Source organism: Stenotrophomonas sp. AG209 (genome assembly GCF_003550055.1).
Classification (GTDB): domain Bacteria; phylum Pseudomonadota; class Gammaproteobacteria; order Xanthomonadales; family Xanthomonadaceae; genus Stenotrophomonas.
The window spans coordinates 1,365,954-1,385,388 of record NZ_QXDB01000001.1; the positions used below are offsets into that span (position 1 = coordinate 1,365,954).

Below are 19,435 nucleotides of genomic sequence, written 5' to 3' on the forward strand. Positions count from 1 at the left end.
GGTCCACACCCACACACATCCGGTCACGGGTCCGGCATCTGCCCCAGGCTCAACTGCCACGACACGCCGAAGCGGTCCTGCACCCAGCCGTAGCGGTTGCTGAAGTCATAGTCGCCCACCGGCATCAACCAATGGCCGCCCTCGCCCAGTACGCGTGCGGCACGTTCGAACTGCTCGGCACCGGAACACTCGACGAACAGCGAAATCGACGGTGAGAAGGTGAAATCGTGCACGTCCAGGCTGTCGAAGCACAGGTAGTGGGTGCCACCGAGCAGGAAGATGGCCTGGCGGACCTGCCCGGGCACGCCGGCGCCGGCGCCCTCGGGGTGGCGTTGCAGGGCCAGCAGGCGGAAATCGGCAAAGGCTTCGGCGTACAGGGCCAGCGCGCCCTCGGCCTGGCCGGTGAACATCAGGAAAGGACGGCTGCGCAGCATGCGGTGCTCCTGGTCGACGGGCCGATGACAGCCCACGCGATCAGGATGGCACGGCGGATGTGCAGCCCCCGTGGTAGTGCCGGCCGCTGGCCGGCAGCTTCAATCAGGCCTCGCGCATGCGCCGTGCGATGGCGCTGCTGGCGGCGATCGTGGCGGTCAACGCCACCATCGACAGGAACTGCAGGCGGGTGTGCGACTCACTCAGCAGCAGGCCGAAGATCAGCGCCAGGATCGCCAGTGCACAGCAGGTCAGCCACGGGAAGCCGGCCATGCGGAACGGCAGTCGGGTACCCAGGCGATCCGCGCGACGGCGCAGCACCAGCTGCGAGACCAGCGACAGCGTCCACACCAGCAGGCAGGTGGAACCGACGATGTTCAGCAGCACCGGCAGCACACGGTCCGGGAACAGCAGTTCCATCACCGTGGCGGCAAAGCCGAACAGCACGCTGGCCAGCACGGCGATCACCGGCACCTGGCGCGGGTCGGTCCAGCCGAGCACGGCCGGCGCTTCGCGGCGCTGCGCCAGCGAATACATCATGCGCGAGGCGCCGTAGAGGTTGGCATTGAGTGCCGACAGCAGCGCGATCACGGCGATCAGGGTGATGGCGGTACCGGCGCCCGGGATGCGGGCGATGTCCAGCACCGCGGCGAACGGCGACTTCAGCGCCTCGCTGGTCCACGGCACCACGGCGATGATCACGCTCAGCGAGCCGATGTAGAACACCAGGATGCGCCAGGCCACGGTGCGGATGGCACGGGCAATGCTGCGCTCGGGATCTTCGGTTTCGGCCGCCGCCACGGCCACGATCTCGGTGCCACCGAAGGCAAAAACGACAACCAGCAGCGCTGCACCGATCCCGGCCAGGCCCTTCGGTGCGAAGCCACCGTGTTCGGTGAAGTTGCTCAGGCCCGGCGAGGTCACCTGCGGCAGCCATCCCATCAGCAGCGCCACGCCGATGGCGATGAAGGCCAGGATCGCCGCCACCTTGAGGATGGCGAACCAGAATTCGAACTCGCCGAAGTTCTTCACTCCGAGCAGGTTGATCGCGGTGAAGAACAGCATGAAGGCCAACGCCGCCATCGGTACCGGTATCGCCGGCCAGACCGTGGCCAGCAGCCCGGCTGCACCCACGGCTTCGGCGGCGATCACGATCACCAGCTGCACCCACCACAGCCAGCCCACGGTGGCACCGGCGGTAGCGCCCATGGCGTCGGCTGCATACACCGAGAACGCGCCACTGGTGGGCTTGGCCGCCGCCATCTCACCCAGCGCGTTCATCACGATGATCACCAGCGCGCCGGCCACCAGATACGACACCAGCACCGCCGGGCCGGCCGCCTGCACACCCACGCCCGAGCCGAGGAACAGGCCGGCGCCGATGGCGCTGCCCAGGCCCATCATGATCAGCTGGCGGGGCTTGAGCGAATGTCCGAGGCGGGACGGCGAAGCGGTCGGAATCGAGTTGGGCATCGGCGGGGCTGGCGGCGGGCTACAGGGGCGACACCTTACCCTGTCCCGTGCCCACGGGGATAGGCACAGCGCAGCAGGCGGCTCAGGCCAGCGCCGGCTCGCCGACGTTCCCACCGATACGGGCACGATAGGCACGCGGCGAGAAACCGGTTTCAGCCTTGAACTTGCGGGTGAAGGCGCTCTGGTCGCTGAAACCGCAGGCCTGGCCGATGCAGGCGATGCTGTCGTCGCCATGCAGCAGGTGCATGGCCATCTGGATCCGCAGCCGGGTCAGCACCTGCTGCGGGGTCATCTGGAACACCTTGCGGAAGCTGCGCTCCAGCTTGGACAGCGAGAAACCGGTGATGTCCAGCAGGGTCTGCATGCGCACATTCTCGGCGTAGTGCGCATTGAGGTGGGCCAGCGCCAGCCGCAGCTGCTCGTACTGGGTGCCGAGGCTGTCCTTCTGGCCGAGGTCGCGGGAAATGCCGATCAGCCCCTCGATGGCCCCATCGACCACCAGCGGGCGCTTGCAGGTCAGGCACCAGCCCGGTTCGCGGTTGGCGAACAGGTGCAGCTCCATCAGGTTCTCGATCACCTCGCCGGACAGCACGCGGGCGTCCTGGTCGACGTAGTCCGCACTGAGGCCGGTCGGGTAGATCTCGGCCGCGGTACGCCCGATCACGTCCTTGCGCGCGCGCAGGCCCAGCCGCCGCAGCATGGTCTGGTTGACGTGGGTGTAACGCCCCTGGCGGTCCTTGATGAAGAACAGCACATCCGGGATGGCGTCGAACAGGGCTTCGATGTCGGCGGGCTCGACTCGCATGCCACAAGCATAGCCGAGGCCCCTTGCCGGTGCGATCACCCTTGCGGGACTTGCGCTTAGCGCCGCCAGGCCCACCGTGGGGGCCAGCCCCCACCGGAGAACCGGCCATGCCCCGCGGTGACAAGTCCGCCTATACCGAAAAGCAGAAGCGCCAGGCCGAGCACATCGAAGAGAGCGAGCGCGAACGCGGCGCCAGCGAAAGCACCGCAGAGCGCATCGCCTGGGCCACTGTGAACAAGCAGGATGGTGGCGGCAAGCGTAGTGGTAGCGGGCGCAAGGTGGCGAAGAAGGCGCCGGCCCGCACGACGGCCACGAAGAAGGCAGCAAAGAAGACGGTGGCCAAGAAACCCAGCACCACCGCCTCGCGTAGTGCTGCCGCGAAGAAGGCAGCGAAGACCCGTGCGGCGAAGAAGACCGTGCGCAAGGTGGCGGCGAAGAAAGCAGCACGTACCCGCGCGCGCGGCTGAATCCTTCGATCAGGGCGACAGCGTCCTCATCCACGCGGCAACTTCGGCTGCAGCTGCGTCGGCGCGCGCCTGCAGCAGCAGATGTGGCCCCTCCAACGACACATGGCGGGCATCGGGCAACAAGGCCTGCAGCTCGGCCACGCTGGGCGGCCACAGCAGGCGGTCCTGCCGGGCATGCAGGCACAGCGTCGGCACTTCGATTCCTGGCAGCAATGCGCGTACGTCGACCCGCAGCGTCGCCGCAGCACGCTGGCGCAGGGTTGCCGCTGGCACCTGCGTGATTGCCAGGCTCAGCTCGCGCAGGTTCGCACGCGTCCGCCATTGCCCCAGCAGCAACCGGGCCATCAACGCCAGTGGCGGCAACGGCCATGCCGGGGCCAGTATCCGTGCGCTCGCCGCAGGCAGCGGCACCGGCCGCCGTGCGAAGGTCGTACTCAGTACCAACCCATGCAATCCAGGTAGCCCGGCCACCGCCAGTTCGATGGCCAATGGTCCGGCGAACGACTCGGCCAGCAGCACAAAAGGAGATGCCGGAAGCTGCGGGCGCAGGATCGACGCCAACGTGGAGTAGTCCTGCGGCCCCTGCGCGGGCATCGGCAGTACCTGCATCTGCATGCCCCGCGCCTGCATTGCCTCTACGAAGTGCGCCGACAGCAGGCCGGTGCCATCCAGGCCTGGCAGCATCACGACCGGCAGCATCACGGCATTCATCACGTTGATCACCCTTCAGGTTTCTTCGCACGGCTCCCTGCCTGCAGCTTCACGCATTGGCTCGGCCCAAGGAAGTGCACGGCGGCACACGCGGCGCTACGCTGGTGGTCCCGACGGAACGGAGAAGGCGGCATGCGCAAGCCACGCTGGCTCAGCTGGACCGGCATCGCCGTATGCACACTCTATCTCGCGCTGACCACCTGGCTGGTGCTCGATGCCCAGGCCAACAGCGACCCCAAGGGCGCCTACATCCTCATGCAGCTGCCGGTGATGCTGCAGACCGCAGCACTCAACGTCATCGGCATGGGTGGGTGGCTTTCCGGAAAGACCTGGACGACCGTCTACCTGCTGGTGATGCCCCCTACCCTGGTCGTGCTGTATGCCGTGGGGGCCATGCTCGGCAGTGTTCTTGAACAATGATGGTGATGTGTCGGCCTGTCTGAGCAGGCAATGGGAATACGGCCGCCCAGGGCGGCCGTATTCCTGTCACGGGTTCAGCAGTCTGCTCAGGCTGCGCGACGCGGCACGGCCGAAGCCGCTGCGCCTTCCACCTTGAACACCGACACCGACGTGGTCAGTGCATGCGCCTGTTCTTCCAGCGCGCGGCTGGCCGCGGTGGCTTCTTCCACCAGCGCGGCGTTCTGCTGGGTCACCTGGTCCATCTGCACCACCACCTGGTTGACCTGCTCGATGCCGGCGGCCTGTTCCTTGCTGGCCGCTGCGATGTCGCTCATCAGCTGGGTCGTGCGCGAACTTGCCTGGGCCACACGCGCGATCGCGGCTTCCGATTCAACGGTCACCGCCAGGCCACTCTTCACCTTGGCGGCGGCGTCTTCGATCAGCTCCTTGATCTCCTTGGCGGCGACACCGGCACGCTGCGCGAGCGTGCGCACTTCGCTGGCGACCACGGCAAAACCGCGGCCCTGCTCGCCTGCACGTGCGGCTTCCACCGCCGCGTTCAGCGCCAGGATGTTGGTCTGGAACGCGATGCCGTCGATCACCGTGGAGATTTCCGAGATGCGTGCCGACGACTGGTCGATCTCACCCATCACCGAGGCCATCTGTGCCATCGCCTGCTCGGTCTCGCGCACGGCGGCGCCGGCCGCATGCGCTTCGCTGTCGGCCTGACGCGCCAGCTCGGCGTTCTGGCGCACGGTGGAGGTCAGCTCCTCCATCGATGCGGCGGCCTCTTCCAGGTTGGCCGCCTGCTGCTCGGTGCGGCGCGACAGGTCGTTGTTGCCGGCAGCCAGTTCCTGCGCCGCGTTGTTGATGCTGTCGGCAGCCACCTGGATGCCCCGCACGATGCCGGTCAGCTGTGCGGTGGTGGTGTTGGCATCGTCGCGCATACGGGCGAACACGCCGTCGTACTCGCCGTCCATGCGAGCGGTCAGGTCGCCGTGCGAGATCGCGCGCAGCACGTCGGAGACATCGGCGATGCTGGCCTGCGAACTGGCCATCATGCCGTTGAGGTGCTCGACCATCGCCTTGAACTGGTACTGGAACGCAGCGGCATCGCCACGCATGCTGAAATCACCGGCACGCGCGGCACGGGCCAGTTCATCGATCTGTGCGTTGATCGCCATCAGGCTCTGCTTCACTGCGGCCAAAGTACGGGTCAGCGTCCCCTTCTCGCCCGGGTAGTCCGGCAGGTTGCGGCTGAGGTCGCCGATGGCGTAGCGCTGCATCACCTCGGCCATCAGCAGTTCCACCTGCACGTGCGATTCGACCAGGCTGTTGGTCGCCTGCACCATGCGGCCGAAGTCACCCGGGAATGCACCGGCGTCCATGCGATAGCGGATCGCCCCCGCTTCGTGCTGCTCGGCCATCTGCAGCTGCGCGCCGATCGCCGCCTGCACGCTCTGCCGAACGCTGGCCATTGCCTCGCCCAGTTGGGTCAGTTCGTCACGGCCACCAAGACGGAACTCCTGGTCCAGCTGGCCCTTGGACAGGCGCTCGGCCAGGTTCACCGCGCGGGCCAGCGGGCCGGTCAGGCTGCGGCCGATCATCACCGAGGCACCGATGCCCACCAGCAGCGCGACGCCGCCCAGCACCAGCAGCTGCAGCAGGCTGCGCTCACCCAGGCGGATCGCCTCGGCGGCGGCCTTGCGGCTTTCCTTCTCCTCAAAGTCCACGCCATCGGACAGTGCCTTGTTCCAGCCGTTGGCCGCTTCCTGCACCGGGCCCAGGGTCAGCGCCACGGCGCCCGGGTAGTCGCCCTGCTCCATCAGTTCGCTGGTCTGCTTGTTGAGCGGGCGCGCGATGGCACGCTTGGCTGCGATGGTTTCCGCAATGGCCTTGCCCTCGGCGTCGCTGGGCAGCGCCTGGTAGGCGGTCCAGCTGGCCTCGTAGCGCTTGACCAGATCGGCGATGCGCTGCTCATCGTGGCCGCGGTCATCGCCCTGGCGGATCAGCATCTCGCGCCGCACCACCATCATCTGGTTGTTGGCATCGAGCATCTGCGACAGCAGGCGCACCTTGGCCACGCTGACGTCGACCACCTGCTGCATCGCGCGCTTCTGCACGACACTGGCGGTGGCGCCGGTGGCCACCACGGCGGCGACCAGCAGCAGCAACAGGCCAAAGCCCAGCCCAAGACGCCAGGCAACCCTGACGTTCCTCAAGTAGTTCATGGGGGTATCCAAAACGGGGGGATGAGGCCTTATCGGCGGCCCGGCACGCGATCTTGATCGCCGTCCATCGACGGCGTCGGCCACCGTTCACCTTGGTGAGCCTGCGGCCCAGCGGCACCTGCGCACTGGAAACGGCTGCGATGGCGATGGCTGCTCATGCCGGCATCAGATTCCTTTCACGACGGCTCGGCAGCGGCTGCGGGCAAGGTGGTGGCGTGACCTGCTGGAGATCCCAATGCCCTTGCCCGTGTCCCGATCCACCCTGCTCGCTCTCTCACTGCTGGCGTCGCCAGCCTTCGCACAGGCGCCGCCGCCCGAGCTGCCCGCCCCCATTGCCGAGAAAGCCGGGCCGGATGTGGCCCCACGCTCCGCGCTGCACGCCCAGGTGCTGCTGGATCGTGCGAATTTCTCTCCCGGCCAGATCGATGGCGAAGTGGGCAGCAACCAGCGACGCGCGGTGTCGGGCTTCCAGGCGGCGCATGGGCTGACCGTAACGGGTGAACTGGATGACGCCACCTGGAAGGCTCTGCAGGCCGATACGATCACGCCGCTGGCCAGCTACACGCTGACTGCTGAGGATGTTGCCGGTCCGTTCCAGGCCACACCCAAAGGGCCCGCCGCCCAGGCCAAGCTCAAATCGCTGGGATACGGCAGTGTGGAAGAGGCCCTGGGCGAGCGCTTCCATGCATCCCCTGAGCTGCTGAAGCTGCTCAATCCAGGCGTGGATCTTGCCAAGGCAGGCGGCCGCATCCAGGTACCCAACATCGCACCCGCCGCATTGCCAAAGGCGGCGAAGATCGTGGTCGATAAATCCGACTCCACCCTGCAGTTGCTGGATGCGCAGGGCAAGGTGATTGCACAGGTCCCGGTGTCGTCGGGCAGCCAGCACGACCCGTTACCGATCGGCGAATGGAAGATCCAGGGCGTGTACCGCGACCCGCCGTTCCACTACAACCCGAAGCTGTTCTGGGATGCCCGCAAGGGCGAAAAGAAGGCCACCCTGCCACCGGGCCCGAACAATCCGGTCGGGCGGGTCTGGATCGACCTGTCCAAACCGCATTACGGCCTGCACGGCACGTCTGAACCCGGCCACGTGGGCAAGACCGAATCGCATGGCTGCGTACGCATGACCAACTGGGATGCGCTGCGTGTGGCCGATGCGGTGGACACTTTGGTCCCCGTGGTGATGCAGGAGTGAGCCGATGCGCCTTCCGCAGCTGATCGTACTGGGCGTTCTGCTGGGACTGGGTGCAGGTTGGTGGCTGCGCCGCGACGCGAGTGAGCCGGTAGCCGCCTCGCTGCCGGCAGCGCCATCGACGTTGGCCGCCGCGCCGGTGACGGAACCAGTAGCGCCGCGCGCAACAACCCCACCCGCCGCCACCGCGCAGTCGGCCGCGCAGGCTGCGGATGCACCGTCCGGTCTGCTGCTGCCGCTGCAGGGCGTACTGCCCTCTCAGCTGCGCGACACCTTCACCGATGCGCGCAGCGAGGGCCGTGTGCACGATGCCATCGACATCATGGCCGATGCCGGTACCCCGGTACTCGCGGTGGCCGATGGCACGGTGGAAAAACTGTTCGACAGCGAGCGCGGCGGCTTGACGATCTACCAGTTCGAACCCAGCGGACGCTGGTGCTACTACTACGCGCATCTGCAGCGCTATGCCGATGGCCTGGCGGAAAAGCAGGTGATCAAACGCGGGGATGTGATCGGTTACGTCGGCAGCACCGGCAACGCCAGTGCCGACGCGCCGCATCTGCATTTCGAGGTGCATGTGCTGGGGCCGGAAAAACAGTGGTGGAAGGGAGAGTCCATCAATCCCTACCCCCTGCTGAAGTCGGCGGCGCTGATGCCCGGCGCTGCCAGCGCCGCAACACCAGAGTAAAGACAGCCAACGCAGCCCCTGGAATCAGCAGGAACAGCGCCGCCATCTTCCAGAAGAAGAACGGCCACAGCCAGATGTAGTCCAGGTCGGTCAGCTTCAGCAGGTCCAGCGGTGGCTGCAGCTCGATGTCTGCCGCGTGCCCGGCCAGGGCCGGGTCCACCTCCAGCACGGTTACCCGTAGCCATGAGCGGCCGCGTGGCAATGCGTCGCCGCGGCCGTAGCCAAAGTAGAACGCCGTGAGGCCGCTGGACTCAACCGAAGCCAGCGCGCGATTGATGCCCTGCCCGGCCACTCCCGAACGCTCCCCTGCACGGAAGTCTCCCTGATCGGTCGGAGTTTCGATGCGCAGCAGCACCTCGGGGTCAGCCTCCGTACCGTCCGCGGCATAGCGCAGGCGCAACCGCAGTTGGTCATCGATGAGGCGGTAGACGGTGATCTGGGCGGTTGCGCCAGGACTCAGCACCAGCGGCACCGTCTGCGTGCGCGACGCCAGGGCATTGGCGGCCGCACCCAGCAGCAGTACCAGGCAGGCGATGCCCCACAGGCTCCACAGCACCCACAGGGTGATCCGCACGATCGTCTCGCCCTTCACGCTGACATCCTGGTCATTGCGTCGCTTCCCCGCTGGCCTTGGCGACACAGTAACGAAAAAGCCCCGCTTGCGCGGGGCTTTTCCTGTCACCTACGCCGGGCAGCGCCCGGTGCTACCTCAGGCGAACGGATCCTGCAGGACCATGGTGTGGTCGCGGTCCGGGCCGGTGGAGACGATGCTGATCGGGCAGCCGGCCAGCTCTTCCAGCGAGCGCAGGTAGGCGCGCGCGGCCGGCGGCAGGTCATCCCAGTTGGTGATGCCGTGGGTGTTCTCGCTCCAGCCCGGGAACTCCAGGTACACCGGGGTGCAGTCTTCCCAGCCCTGCGCGTCCAGCGGCGCGTACTCGGTGCGCTTGCCGTTGTATTCGTAGGCGATGCAGACCTTCAGCTTTTCCATGCCATCCAGCACGTCCAGCTTGGTGATGCACAGGCCGCTGATGCCGTTGATGGCCACGGCGCGCTTCAGCGCGACGATGTCCATCCAGCCGCAACGACGCGGACGACCGGTCGAGGCACCGTACTCGGCGCCGCGGTCACGGATGCCCTGGCCGACTTCGTCGTCCAGCTCGGTCGGGAACGGGCCGCCGCCGACGCGGGTGGCGTAGGCCTTGGCGATACCCAGCACGTAATCGATCGAATCGGCGCCGACGCCGGAACCGGCCAGCGCACCACCGACGGTGGTGTTGGAGCTGGTGACGTACGGGTAGGTGCCGTGGTCGATGTCCAGCAGTGCGCCCTGCGCACCTTCGAACAGCACGCGCTTACCCTGCTTGCGCAGGTCGTGCAGGATGCCGGCCACGTCGGACTTCATCGGCTGCACGTACTCGCCGAAGGCCAGCGCTTCGTCGAAGGTCTTCTGGAAATCGACCGCATCGGTGTTCAGATACTTGGTCAGCACGAAGTTGTGGTAATCGAGCGCAGTACGCAGCAGCTCTTCCAGCTGCTTCGGGTAATGCAGGTCGGCGATGCGGATGCCGCGACGCGCCACCTTGTCTTCGTAGGCCGGGCCGATGCCACGGCCGGTGGTGCCGATCGCCTTGCCGCCGGCAGCGCGCTCGCGCGCCTGGTCCAGGGCGATGTGGTACGGCATGATCAGCGGCGCAGCCGGGGAGATCTTCAGGCGCGAGCGCACTTCCACGCCGGAGGCTTCCAGCTCGGCGATTTCCTTCTGCAGCGCGGCCGGCGAGATCACCACGCCGTTGCCGATCAGGCACAGCGCATCGTCACGCAGGATGCCCGACGGGATCAGATGCAGGACGGTCTTCTTACCGTTGATGACCAGGGTGTGGCCGGCATTGTGGCCGCCCTGGAAGCGCACGACGGCGCCGATTTCCTCAGTGAGCAGATCGACGATCTTGCCCTTGCCTTCATCGCCCCACTGGGCACCCAACACTACGACAGACTGACCCATGACGGGCTCCTCGATTTGTTGCGGCCATCGGGGCCGCGGACGGGTAAACCGTGGCAGGGCTGGCCAGCACCTGTAGGGCGGCTCCAAACGGGGAGCGGCCGGCGATGGAAGGCCCAGACACGGAAAAAGCCGAACGGGGGAGGCCCGTCCGGCTTTTGTGCATTATCCGGGTTTCCGGGGTCCGCTGCCACCTTTCCGACGGACGGCTTCACCGGCCGGTCAGGCGCCTCCCCGGTACTGCCGGCCGCTGGCCGGCAATCCCAGGTTGCCGGCCAGCGGCCGGCACTACCCTTTCAATGCCGCACCCACCACAGCAGGCTCAGGCCGGCCAACAGCACCAGTCCGCCGAAGCTGCGCAGGGCCGGGCTGGGCAGGTCCAGCAGGCGTTCGGCCATGCGCTTCCAGGCGAACGGGGCGGCGAACAGGAACAGGCCTTCCAGCACCGCCACCAGGCAGACGGCAGCGAACAGATCTTTCATGGGGGACTCCGGAAAAAGCACGGGGCCCGGCATCTGGCCGGGCCCCGTGGGGTACTGCCCTGCGACCTCAGCGGTCGTTCTTCAGGTACTGCAGGAACGGGTCGTTCTTGTCGAGCACGATCACGCCGTTGCCGTCGGTCATGGAGCCACGGTAGGCCTCCAGGCTGCGGTAGAACGCATAGAACGACGGGTCGGCCGAGCCGGCCTTGCCGTAGATGCGGGCCGCATCGGCATCGCCTTCACCACGCAGGCGCTGTGCATCACGCTCGGCTTCGGCGATCAGCACGGTGCTGTCACGGTCGGCCTGGGCGCGGATGGTCAGCGACTGCTCCTCGCCCTCCGCGCGCAGCTTCGCTGCTTCCTGCTTGCGCTGGGCGCGCATGCGCTCGTACACGTCGTTGATCACCTGGCTGTCGGTCGGCAGGTCCACCTGCTTGATGCGCAGGTCGATCATCTGCATGCCCAGCCCGGCCACGGCTTCGTTGATCCCCTTCAGCTGCTCGGCGATCAGCTCGCTGCGGTCGCCGGACACCAGCTGCTGCAGGGTGCGCGAGTTGATCTGGTTGCGCAGCGAGTCGGTGATGATCGGTGCCAGGCGGGCATTGGCGATGCGCGGATCGCCGCCGGTGGCACGGAAGTAGTCACCCACGTTGGAGATGTAGCCGATGGCGAAGAAGTCGACGCTGACGTCCTTCTGCTCGGCGGTGAAGTAACGCGCCGGCGCGGTGTCGAGCACCTGGAAGCGGCGGTCGAAGACCTTCACCGTTTCCACCACCGGCACCTTGAAGTGCAGGCCCGGCTTGATGTCCGAACGCACCACCTTGCCCAGGTTCAGCACCATGGCGGTCTGGTCCTCACGGACCACGTACACCGAGCCGAGCAGGCCCAGCACCACCGCCACGATCACGGCGATCCAGATAGGACTCTTCATCGGCTGCCCTCCTCACGGCCGCTCGGTCGCCCGGTCGGGCGGCCCACCGGCCGGCCCGGATCACGGGAAGCTTCCACCGCTGCACCCGGCAGCGACGGCATCACCACATCCGGGTTCGCCACTGCGGCCGGGGCCGAGGTGGTGGGACGGGTGTCGCCGGTCATCGGCACGTAGATCAGCTGGCGGCCATCGCCACCGATCACCTTGCGGTTCTCGCTCAGCACCTGCTGCACGGTCTCCAGCCACAGGCGCTTGCGGGTCACTTCCGGGGCGTCCTTGTACTGGGCCTGCAACAGGCTGAAGCGCTGCGCGTCACCCTCGGCCTTGGAGACCACGGCCTGCTTGTAGCCTTCGGCGGTGGTACGGGCGCGCGAGGCCTGGCCTCGGGCTTCCGGCACGACCTTGGCGGCGTAGGCCTGGGCTTCGTTGATCAGGCGTTCCTTGACCTGCTGGGCACCGTTGACCTCGTCGAAGGCCGGCTTCACTTCTTCCGGCGGACGGGCGTCCTGCAGGGTCAGGCCGGTCACGGTCAGGCCGGTCTTGAACGCCTTCAGCAGCGCCTGCAAGCGCTCCTCGGCAGCCACGGCCAGCGGGCCACGGTTGTTCAGCACGGCGTTGAGGTCGGCACGGCCGACTTCCTCGCGCACCGCGCTCTGCGCCGACTGCTCCAGCACCTGGTTGGCATCGACCGTGCCGAACAGGTACTGCTGCGGGTCGTCGATGCGGTACTGGACGTTCAGCGAGACGTTGACGATGTTCTCGTCGCGGGTCAGCACCGGCACCTGGATCGAGAAGGTCTTGATCTCGGTGGCGTTGACCTTGGTGACCGATTCGATCGGCCACGGCAGCTTGAAGTTCGGGCCGGGCTGCAGGATGCGCGAGAACTGGCCGAAGCGCAGCACCACGCCACGCTGCTGTTCGCCGATCAGCTGGAAGCTGGAGAACAGCACCAGCAGCACCACGGCTGCCACCACCCAACGCATGATGCCGCCGTCGAACAGGTCCTTCAGCGGCCCGGGCAGTCCGCCCCAGCCACCACCATTGCCACCGCCGCGCGACCCGAACGGCCCGCGTCGATTGTCCTCGGGGCCTTGTCCGCCCTTGTTGCCGCCGGGTGTATTCCAGGCCATGCACGCTCCATCAAGATGTGGGCTGCGGCGCGGGCCCTTCCCGCGGCGCCAGCCGTGAAACCATTACCGATCATACAAGATGGGGCGGATCGGCAGGATCGAAAGGGGGGCGACGGGGTAAGGTGGCGTTTTCCTCGAAGTCAGGCAACGCCGATGGCCCCCACCACCCCGTTCACCGCCTTCCGCATCGAAAACGACGACGCCGGCTACCGCAGCGGCCTGGCCCAGCTCAGGGTGGACGACCTCAACCCGGGACAGGTGCTGATCCGCGCCCACTGGTCCTCGGTCAACTACAAGGACGCCCTGGCCGGCACCGGCAAGGGGAAGATCCTGCGCCGCTTCCCGCTGGTGGGCGGCATCGACGTGGCCGGCATCGTGGTCGCCAGCACCGACCCGGACTGGCGTGAAGGCGATGCCGTGCTGGCCACCGGCTGCGGCCTCAGCGAGACCCGTGACGGCGGTTACAGCCAGTATGTGCGGCTGGAGTCGCGTGCGGTGATTGCCCAGCCGACCGGGCTGAGCCCGCGCGAGGCGATGGTGCTGGGCACCGCCGGCTTCACGGCGGCGCTGGCCCTGCTGCGCATGCAGGACAACCGGCAGACCCCGGATCTCGGCCCGCTGGCGGTCACCGGCGCCAGTGGTGGCGTCGGTGCGCTGGCGCTGTCGATCTTCAGCCGTGCCGGCTACACCGTGCACGCGGTCAGTGGCAAGCCGGAGCAGACCGACTTCCTGCGCGCCATCGGCGCCACCGAGGTGCTGCCGCGCAAGGCACTGAGCGACACCGGCCCGCTGCAGTCGGCGCGCTTCGGCGGGGGCCTCGACAATGCCGGCGGCGCCATGCTCGCCAGCCTGCTGGCGCAGACCGTGCCCTACGGCAGCGTGGTCAGCGCCGGCCTGGCGGCCAGCCCGACGCTGGACATGACGGTGATGCCCTTCATCCTGCGCGGTGTGTCGCTGCTCGGCGTGTCTTCGGCCAATGCACCGCGCCCGCTGCGCGAAGAGGTGTGGTCGCGCCTGGGCACTGAGTGGAAGCCGCAGCACCTGGACCGCATCTGCACCGCCGAGGTCGGCCTTGATGGCCTGCCGGCAGTGTTCGAGCGGATGCTGGGCGGTGGCTCGCTGGGCCGCACGGTAGTGCGGATCGACTGAACGTCGCAGGCAGGCGACGGACGGCAGATGCCCCCCTCCCGCCGGTAATGAGCCCGCACTACACTGCGGGCATTACATGGGGAACAACATGGCACGCATTCTGATCGTCGACGACTCACCGTCGCAGCTGTTGGGGATACAGCGCATCGTCGAGAAGCTCGGGCACCAGATCCTGACCGCCACCGATGGCGCCGCCGGGGTCGAAACCGCCAAGGCCGAGCTGCCCGACCTGGTCCTGATGGACGTGGTGATGCCCAACCTCAACGGCTTCCAGGCCACCCGTACCCTCGCCCGCGACGAGGCGACCCGGCATATCCCGGTGATCCTGGTGACCACCAAGGACCAGGACACCGACCGCATGTGGGGCATGCGCCAGGGCGCCAAGGCCTACATCACCAAGCCGTTCTCGGAAGACGAGCTGTCCGAGGTGCTGGAGCGCGTGTTCGCCGGGCAGGGCTGAGACGGCGCCTGGTAGTGCCGGCCGCTGGCCGGCAACCACGTATCACCGTCCCGGGTCATGAAATTGCCGGCCAGCGGCCGGCACTACCGGAAGGCGTGCGGACCAAGGTCCGCACCCACCAGAATCGGCCTCAGATTGACTCGCCGAACGCCTTGGCCAGGTTCCGGTACGCCTTCTTCTGCGCCTCGTCGGTCGCAGCCGGAGCCACGATCTCGATTTCGACGATCTGGTCGCCGTCCGGGCTGCCCGGCAGGCCACGGCCACGCAGGCGCAGCTTGCGACCTGCATCGGAATCGGCGGGAATCTTCAGCTCCACCGTGCCGCCCAGCGTCGGGACGCTCAGGCTGGTGCCCAGCGCGGCCTGCCACGGCGTGACCGGCAACGTATAGAGGATGTTGCGGCCATCGACCTCGAACTGCGGGTGGGCGGCGTACTCGACTTCCAGCAGCAGGTTGCCGCCATGGTTGCCCTGCCCGGCCAGGCGGATCACCTGGCCCGGACGGATGCCCTTGGGCACGCGCACGTCCAGCTGCTTGCCGTTGACGGTGATGCGCAGGCTGTCGCCGCTGTAGGCCGCTTCCAGCGGTACCGACAGCTTGGCCCGGGTGTCGCGGTTGGGCGCGTGGCCCTGGCTGCTGAAGCCCGGGCCCGGACCAGCGCCGCCACCGTCACGCTGGCGCGCGAACAGGCTTTCGAAGAAGTCGCTGAAGCCGCCGTTGGGTCCACCACCGCCGAACACTTCCTCGAAATTGAAACCACCGGCGCCACCGTAGTTCGGTGGCACGTTGAACTCCTCGCCCGGGCGATAGCCCTGCGCGCGCAGCTGGTCGTAGGCCGCGCGCTTTTCCGGATCGCGCAGCGCCTCGTAGGCCTCGTTGACCGCCTTGAACTTGTCTTCCGCCCCGGCCTCCTTGCTGACGTCCGGGTGGTACTTGCGTGCCAGCCGGCGGTAGGCGGTCTTGATCTCCGCCTCGCCCGCGCTCGGTTCCACCCCCAGGGTGGCGTAGTAATCCTTGAATTCCATCCAGCTACCTCGATCTGCTTCGGCCGCGCCGGTGGCGCCGCCCCGGGTTCATTCTACGCGCCGGCGATGCTACGCCGCCCCTCGTGCGGCCCCGGTGAGGCCGACTGATCCTGCGCAATGCGGCTGCCATCCCGATGCCCCAGGCTGTGGCTGGAAGCCCCCGCCGCAAAGCCTGAAGATGGGGCCTGCACACGGGTTTTCCAATGTCTTGACGCCCCTGTCCCATCCGGCCCACTAGCCTGCCCCAGCAAGGAGTTCCCCATGACCATCCATGTCGGCGACCGCATTCCGGAAGTGACCCTTAAGCGCATCCGCGAGGGCATCGAAACGCTCGATACGCATTCGCTGTTCGACGCGCGCAAAGTGGTGCTGTTCGCCGTGCCCGGCGCGTTCACCCCGACCTGCTCGGCGCGCCACCTGCCCGGCTACGTCGAGAAGTTCCAGGCGTTCCGCCAGCGCGGTATCGACGTCTACTGCATGGCCGTCAACGACCCGTTCGTGATGAAGGCCTGGGCTGCCGACCAGAGCGTGCCCGACGGCCTGCTGATGCTGTCCGACGGCAATGCCGAACTGACCCGCGCGCTCGGCCTGGAGCTCGACGCCAGCGCCTCGGGCATGGGCATCCGCTCACGCCGGTTCGCCCTGTACGTGGTGGATGGCGTGGTGCGTGCGGCCTGGATCGAGCAGCCGGGCCAGTTCGAGGTGTCTTCCGCCGAGTACGTGCTGGAGCACCTGCCTACCTGATTCCCCACCGCAAGAGGAAACGGCCAGCCATGTCCAGCAAGCCAGCCAAAGCCGCAAAGCCCGCCGCCAGGGTTCCCGGCTTCAGCGACCGCAAGACCCTGCGCGAACGCGCCCGGCGCAACATCGAAGACGGTGCGATCACCGACAGCTACAGCGCCGACCGCAAGGTGGTGATCAAGCTGCTCAACGATGCACTGGCCACCGAGTACGTATGCGTGCTGCGCTACTACCGGCATTACTTCATGGCCAAGGGCATGCTGGCCGACGCGGTCAAGGCCGAGTTCCTCGAGCATGCACAGCAGGAACAGGCGCACGCCGGCAAGCTGGCCGAGCGCATCGTCCAGCTTGGCGGCGAGCCCGACCTCAACCCGGATACGCTGACCGCACGCTCGCATGCCGAATACAAGGAAGGCAGCGACCTGCGCGACATGGTCCGCGAGAACCTGGTGGCCGAACGGATTGCCATCGACAGCTACCGCGAGATGATCAACTTCATCGGCGACCGCGACACCACCACCAAGCGCATCCTCGAAGAGATCCTGGCGCAGGAAGAGGAACACGCCGACGAGTTTGCCGACCTGCTGGATGGGTGGATCGGGGAATGAGCTGGTAGATGCCCACCTTGGTGGGCGCCTTTGCCGCGTGCCAACCAAGGTTGGCACCTACCAGAGCACGGCGGTGTCGTTGGCGTTGGGCCGCGCGCCGACCAAGGTTGGCATCTAGCGGAGGACGTTGAACCGCACCTGCGTCCACGCGCCGTCGGCCGCCAGCGCGGTCAGGGTGTGTGCGCCCGGTTCGGCGAATTCGCGCTGCATCAGCTGCGCGCCGTGGGTCTGCGCGATCCAGCGTCCATCCAGCAACCAGTCCACTGCCTGCTCGCTGCCCAGCGCGCGCAGCTGCAGGCGTACGCCATGTTCCGAATTCGGCGCGCGCGCCAGCGTGGCGCCATCATTGAGTCCGTCCACGTGCAGCGCGACGCTGGCCTCCCGCCCGTCGTCGCGGCAGTCCGGCGACAGCGCCGGCAGCTGCGAGGCCTCGCGCGTGGCCTTGGGCAGCCATGGGGACAACAACGCCGGCCAGCGCGCGATCTCCCGCGCGACTTCCTCATGCGGCAAACGGCAATCCGCGGATACACGCAGTCCGGTCCGCGCGTCGGCCAGGTAACGCTGCCGCCCCGGCTGCCAGCGCCGCGCCTCGCGCTCGGGGAAGGTCGGCGGTGCCGCGCCGTCCAGCAGATAGGCCGACATCCGCCGCTGGCACAGCGCCGCCGGCAGGCCCTCGGCGCGTTCGCCGGTGGGCCAGCAGATGTCTTCCTGGCTGACACTGGCCGGCATCGGTGCGGCCGCCGAATCGCCGCGCTGGCGCGGCAGGCTGTCCACCACCTCGAACATCAGCGGCAGTGCGGTGACCGCGCCATACTGGCCCGGCAACGGCGTGCCGTCCGGCCGACCCACCCACACGCCCACGGTGTAGTGGCGGGTACTGCCGATCGCCCACGCATCGCGATAGCCATAGCTGGTGCCGGTCTTCCACGCCACGCGCGGGCGGCCACCGACATCGAAGGTGCCGACGCTGTAGCCCGGACGCGGGTTCGATTCCAGCATCTCGCGCACGATCCAGCTGGCGCCCGGCGAGGCCAGGCGCCGCTCGATCATCGGCTCGTCATCGGTGTAGCGCACGCGGCCGGCGATGCCGTTGCGGTTGAGCGCGGCGAACGCACCGACCAGATCTTCCAGCCGCGCACCGGTGCCACCCAGGATCAGCGACAGGTTGGGCGTGCTGCCCGGTGGGAAGCGCAGCTGGATGCCGGCGTGCGACAGGCGCGCGGCGAAGCGCGCGGCCCCGACCCGCTGCAGCAGGTCCACCGAGGGCACATTGAGCGACAGCCGCAATGCGCTGGAAGCACCAATCGGCCCATTGAAGGCCATGTCGAAGTTGCCGGGGCGGTAGCTGCCGAAACTCTGCGGCGCATCGACCAGCAGGCTTTCCGAATGGATCAGGCCATCATCCAGCGCCATTGCATACAGGAACGGCTTGAGCGTGGAGCCCGGCGAACGCCAGGCCTGCACCATGTCCACGTGGCCCAGCCGCTGGCGGTCACCGAACGCCAAGGTGCCGACATAGGCACGCGCCTGCAGGGTCTGGTTGTCGACCACCAGCAAGGCGGCCGAGGTGCGCTCGGGCAGCGTCGAGAAATAGCTGGCCACGCGTTCTTCCAGCGTGCGTTGCAGGCCGATGTCGATGCTGCTCTGGATGCGTGCCTGGCCGGGGTACGCCGAGTGAAGTCGTTGCGCCAGCAGTGCGGCATGCAGTGGAGGCCGCAACGAGCGCGCCACCACGTTCTCGATGCGCGCGTCCTCCACCTCTTCCGGTGTCCACGCGCCCAGTTCGGCCATGCGTGACAGCACCTTGTCGCGTGCCTTCTGCGCGGCTTCCGGATGGCGGTCCGGGCGCAGCCGGCTCGGCGCCTGTGGCAGCACCGCCAGCAACGCGGCTTCGGCATGCGACAGCTGCGCCGCCGGCTTGCCCAGATAGGCCCAGCTGGCCGCTTCCACGCCCTCGATGGTTCCCCCGTAAGGCGCGCGCTCCAGGTACAGGGCCAGGATCTGCCGCTTGCTCAGGTGCACTTCCAGCTGCACCGCGCGCAGCATCTGCTTGAGCTTGCCCCACGGCGTGCGCGTGTGCGGGTCGAGGATGCGGGCGACCTGCATGGTCAGGGTCGAGCCACCGGAAACAATGCGGCCACCGCGCAGCAGCTGGCCGCTGGCACGCAGGATCGCCAGCGGGTTGATGCCCGGATGGCGCCAGAACCAGCGGTCCTCGTAGGTCAGCAGCGCCTGCAGATACAGCGGCGAGACGCTGTCGATCGATGCCGGATAGCGCCACACGCCCTCGGCATCGGCAAACGCGCGCAATGGCGTGCCGTCGGCAGCCACCACCAGGGTGCTGGTATCGCGCTGCTTCGGCAGCGGCGGCGGGAAGACGACATCCAGCACCAGCAGCAGCGCCAGCGTGGCGGCCGTGCCCCAGCGCAGCCACGGCCACAGCGGCCGCAGCCAGCGGCGCAGGGCCGCCAGCCGGGTCGTCATCGTGTTCTTCATTGCAGCGTGCCGGA

General features: G+C 67.7%; 20 protein-coding genes. 8 read left to right on the top strand and 12 right to left on the bottom strand.

What is annotated here, in order from left to right; all coding sequences use genetic code 11:
- Window positions 1-23: 23 nt before the first annotated feature.
- From DFO63_RS06370 to DFO63_RS06380, 3 genes are all read right to left on the bottom strand, one after another.
- A complete protein-coding gene (locus tag DFO63_RS06370) occupies window positions 24-434 on the bottom strand; it encodes a VOC family protein (protein ID WP_049443033.1) in 411 nt (136 codons plus the stop codon).
- A 103-nt stretch (window positions 435-537) separates the two neighbouring features.
- Complete coding sequence (locus DFO63_RS06375) at window positions 538-1,905, bottom strand: amino acid permease (RefSeq protein ID WP_014038111.1); 1,368 nt, start codon at window positions 1,903-1,905, stop codon at window positions 538-540.
- Window positions 1,906-1,987: 82 nt separating this feature from the next.
- On the bottom strand, window positions 1,988-2,710 hold the full coding sequence (locus DFO63_RS06380) for an AraC family transcriptional regulator (RefSeq protein WP_014038112.1): 723 nt from the start codon (window positions 2,708-2,710) through the stop codon (window positions 1,988-1,990).
- 107 nt (window positions 2,711-2,817) lie between these two features.
- On the opposite strand from DFO63_RS06380, the gene DFO63_RS06385 reads away from it, so the two are divergent.
- Complete coding sequence (locus tag DFO63_RS06385; RefSeq protein ID WP_119006616.1) at window positions 2,818-3,177, top strand: hypothetical protein; 360 nt, start codon at window positions 2,818-2,820, stop codon at window positions 3,175-3,177.
- A gap of 9 nt (window positions 3,178-3,186) precedes the next feature.
- On the opposite strand, the gene DFO63_RS06390 is transcribed toward DFO63_RS06385, so the two are convergent.
- The gene (locus DFO63_RS06390; protein WP_119006992.1) at window positions 3,187-3,888 is read right to left on the bottom strand and encodes an alpha/beta hydrolase; all 702 of its coding nucleotides are present in this window, start codon (window positions 3,886-3,888) and stop codon (window positions 3,187-3,189) included.
- 132 nt (window positions 3,889-4,020) lie between these two features.
- On the opposite strand from DFO63_RS06390, the gene DFO63_RS06395 reads away from it, so the two are divergent.
- On the top strand, window positions 4,021-4,308 hold the full coding sequence (locus DFO63_RS06395) for a hypothetical protein (RefSeq protein WP_119006617.1): 288 nt from the start codon (window positions 4,021-4,023) through the stop codon (window positions 4,306-4,308).
- A gap of 86 nt (window positions 4,309-4,394) precedes the next feature.
- Here the strand turns inward: DFO63_RS06395 and DFO63_RS06400 are convergent, their stop codons facing one another.
- Window positions 4,395-6,518 (bottom strand): methyl-accepting chemotaxis protein, encoded by a 2,124-nt coding sequence (locus DFO63_RS06400; protein WP_119006618.1) that lies wholly within the window; start codon window positions 6,516-6,518, stop codon window positions 4,395-4,397.
- A gap of 235 nt (window positions 6,519-6,753) precedes the next feature.
- On the opposite strand from DFO63_RS06400, the gene DFO63_RS06405 reads away from it, so the two are divergent.
- Both DFO63_RS06405 and DFO63_RS06410 read left to right on the top strand, forming a co-directional pair.
- On the top strand, window positions 6,754-7,716 hold the full coding sequence (locus tag DFO63_RS06405; RefSeq protein WP_119006619.1) for a murein L,D-transpeptidase: 963 nt from the start codon (window positions 6,754-6,756) through the stop codon (window positions 7,714-7,716).
- A gap of 4 nt (window positions 7,717-7,720) precedes the next feature.
- Window positions 7,721-8,401: a M23 family metallopeptidase gene (locus tag DFO63_RS06410; protein WP_119006620.1), complete on the top strand. Its 681-nt coding sequence runs from the start codon at window positions 7,721-7,723 to the stop codon at window positions 8,399-8,401.
- On the opposite strand, the gene DFO63_RS06415 is transcribed toward DFO63_RS06410, so the two are convergent.
- From DFO63_RS06415 to hflK, 5 genes are all read right to left on the bottom strand, one after another.
- The gene (locus DFO63_RS06415; RefSeq protein WP_119006621.1) at window positions 8,331-8,993 is read right to left on the bottom strand and encodes a hypothetical protein; all 663 of its coding nucleotides are present in this window, start codon (window positions 8,991-8,993) and stop codon (window positions 8,331-8,333) included. The genes DFO63_RS06410 and DFO63_RS06415 overlap by 71 nt on opposite strands.
- A gap of 117 nt (window positions 8,994-9,110) precedes the next feature.
- Window positions 9,111-10,403, bottom strand: coding sequence for an adenylosuccinate synthase (locus DFO63_RS06420; RefSeq protein WP_014038120.1), 1,293 nt, complete (start codon window positions 10,401-10,403; stop codon window positions 9,111-9,113).
- A gap of 293 nt (window positions 10,404-10,696) precedes the next feature.
- A complete protein-coding gene (locus DFO63_RS06425; RefSeq protein WP_049443025.1) occupies window positions 10,697-10,882 on the bottom strand; it encodes a DUF2065 family protein in 186 nt (61 codons plus the stop codon).
- 67 nt (window positions 10,883-10,949) lie between these two features.
- Complete coding sequence (locus DFO63_RS06430; protein WP_010482785.1) at window positions 10,950-11,813, bottom strand: protease modulator HflC; 864 nt, start codon at window positions 11,811-11,813, stop codon at window positions 10,950-10,952.
- Entirely contained in the window at window positions 11,810-12,943 is a 1,134-nt protein-coding gene (gene hflK, locus DFO63_RS06435) for an FtsH protease activity modulator HflK (protein WP_032127819.1), read from the bottom strand. The genes DFO63_RS06430 and hflK overlap by 4 nt, the downstream gene beginning before the upstream one ends.
- A 153-nt stretch (window positions 12,944-13,096) precedes the next feature.
- Between hflK and DFO63_RS06440 the strand changes: the two genes are divergently transcribed.
- Window positions 13,097-14,092 carry a YhdH/YhfP family quinone oxidoreductase gene (locus DFO63_RS06440; protein WP_119006622.1) on the top strand — a complete coding sequence of 332 codons (996 nt, stop codon included), beginning with the start codon at window positions 13,097-13,099 and terminating at the stop codon, window positions 14,090-14,092.
- 88 nt (window positions 14,093-14,180) lie between these two features.
- A complete protein-coding gene (gene pilH / locus DFO63_RS06445) occupies window positions 14,181-14,552 on the top strand; it encodes a twitching motility response regulator PilH (protein ID WP_005410644.1) in 372 nt (123 codons plus the stop codon).
- 130 nt (window positions 14,553-14,682) lie between these two features.
- On the opposite strand, the gene DFO63_RS06450 is transcribed toward pilH, so the two are convergent.
- Window positions 14,683-15,576 (bottom strand): DnaJ C-terminal domain-containing protein, encoded by an 894-nt coding sequence (locus tag DFO63_RS06450; RefSeq protein WP_119006623.1) that lies wholly within the window; start codon window positions 15,574-15,576, stop codon window positions 14,683-14,685.
- Window positions 15,577-15,837: 261 nt separating this feature from the next.
- Here DFO63_RS06450 and DFO63_RS06455 point away from each other — a divergent pair, with 261 nt between their 5' ends.
- Window positions 15,838-16,320 carry a peroxiredoxin gene (locus DFO63_RS06455; protein ID WP_032127816.1) on the top strand — a complete coding sequence of 161 codons (483 nt, stop codon included), beginning with the start codon at window positions 15,838-15,840 and terminating at the stop codon, window positions 16,318-16,320.
- Between the two features lie 29 nt (window positions 16,321-16,349).
- On the top strand, window positions 16,350-16,925 hold the full coding sequence (locus DFO63_RS06460; protein ID WP_119006624.1) for a ferritin-like domain-containing protein: 576 nt from the start codon (window positions 16,350-16,352) through the stop codon (window positions 16,923-16,925).
- A 114-nt stretch (window positions 16,926-17,039) separates the two neighbouring features.
- Here DFO63_RS06460 and pbpC read toward each other — a convergent pair whose 3' ends face one another.
- Window positions 17,040-19,421: a penicillin-binding protein 1C gene (gene pbpC / locus DFO63_RS06465; protein WP_049443019.1), complete on the bottom strand. Its 2,382-nt coding sequence runs from the start codon at window positions 19,419-19,421 to the stop codon at window positions 17,040-17,042.
- Window positions 19,422-19,435: the final 14 nt, after the last annotated feature.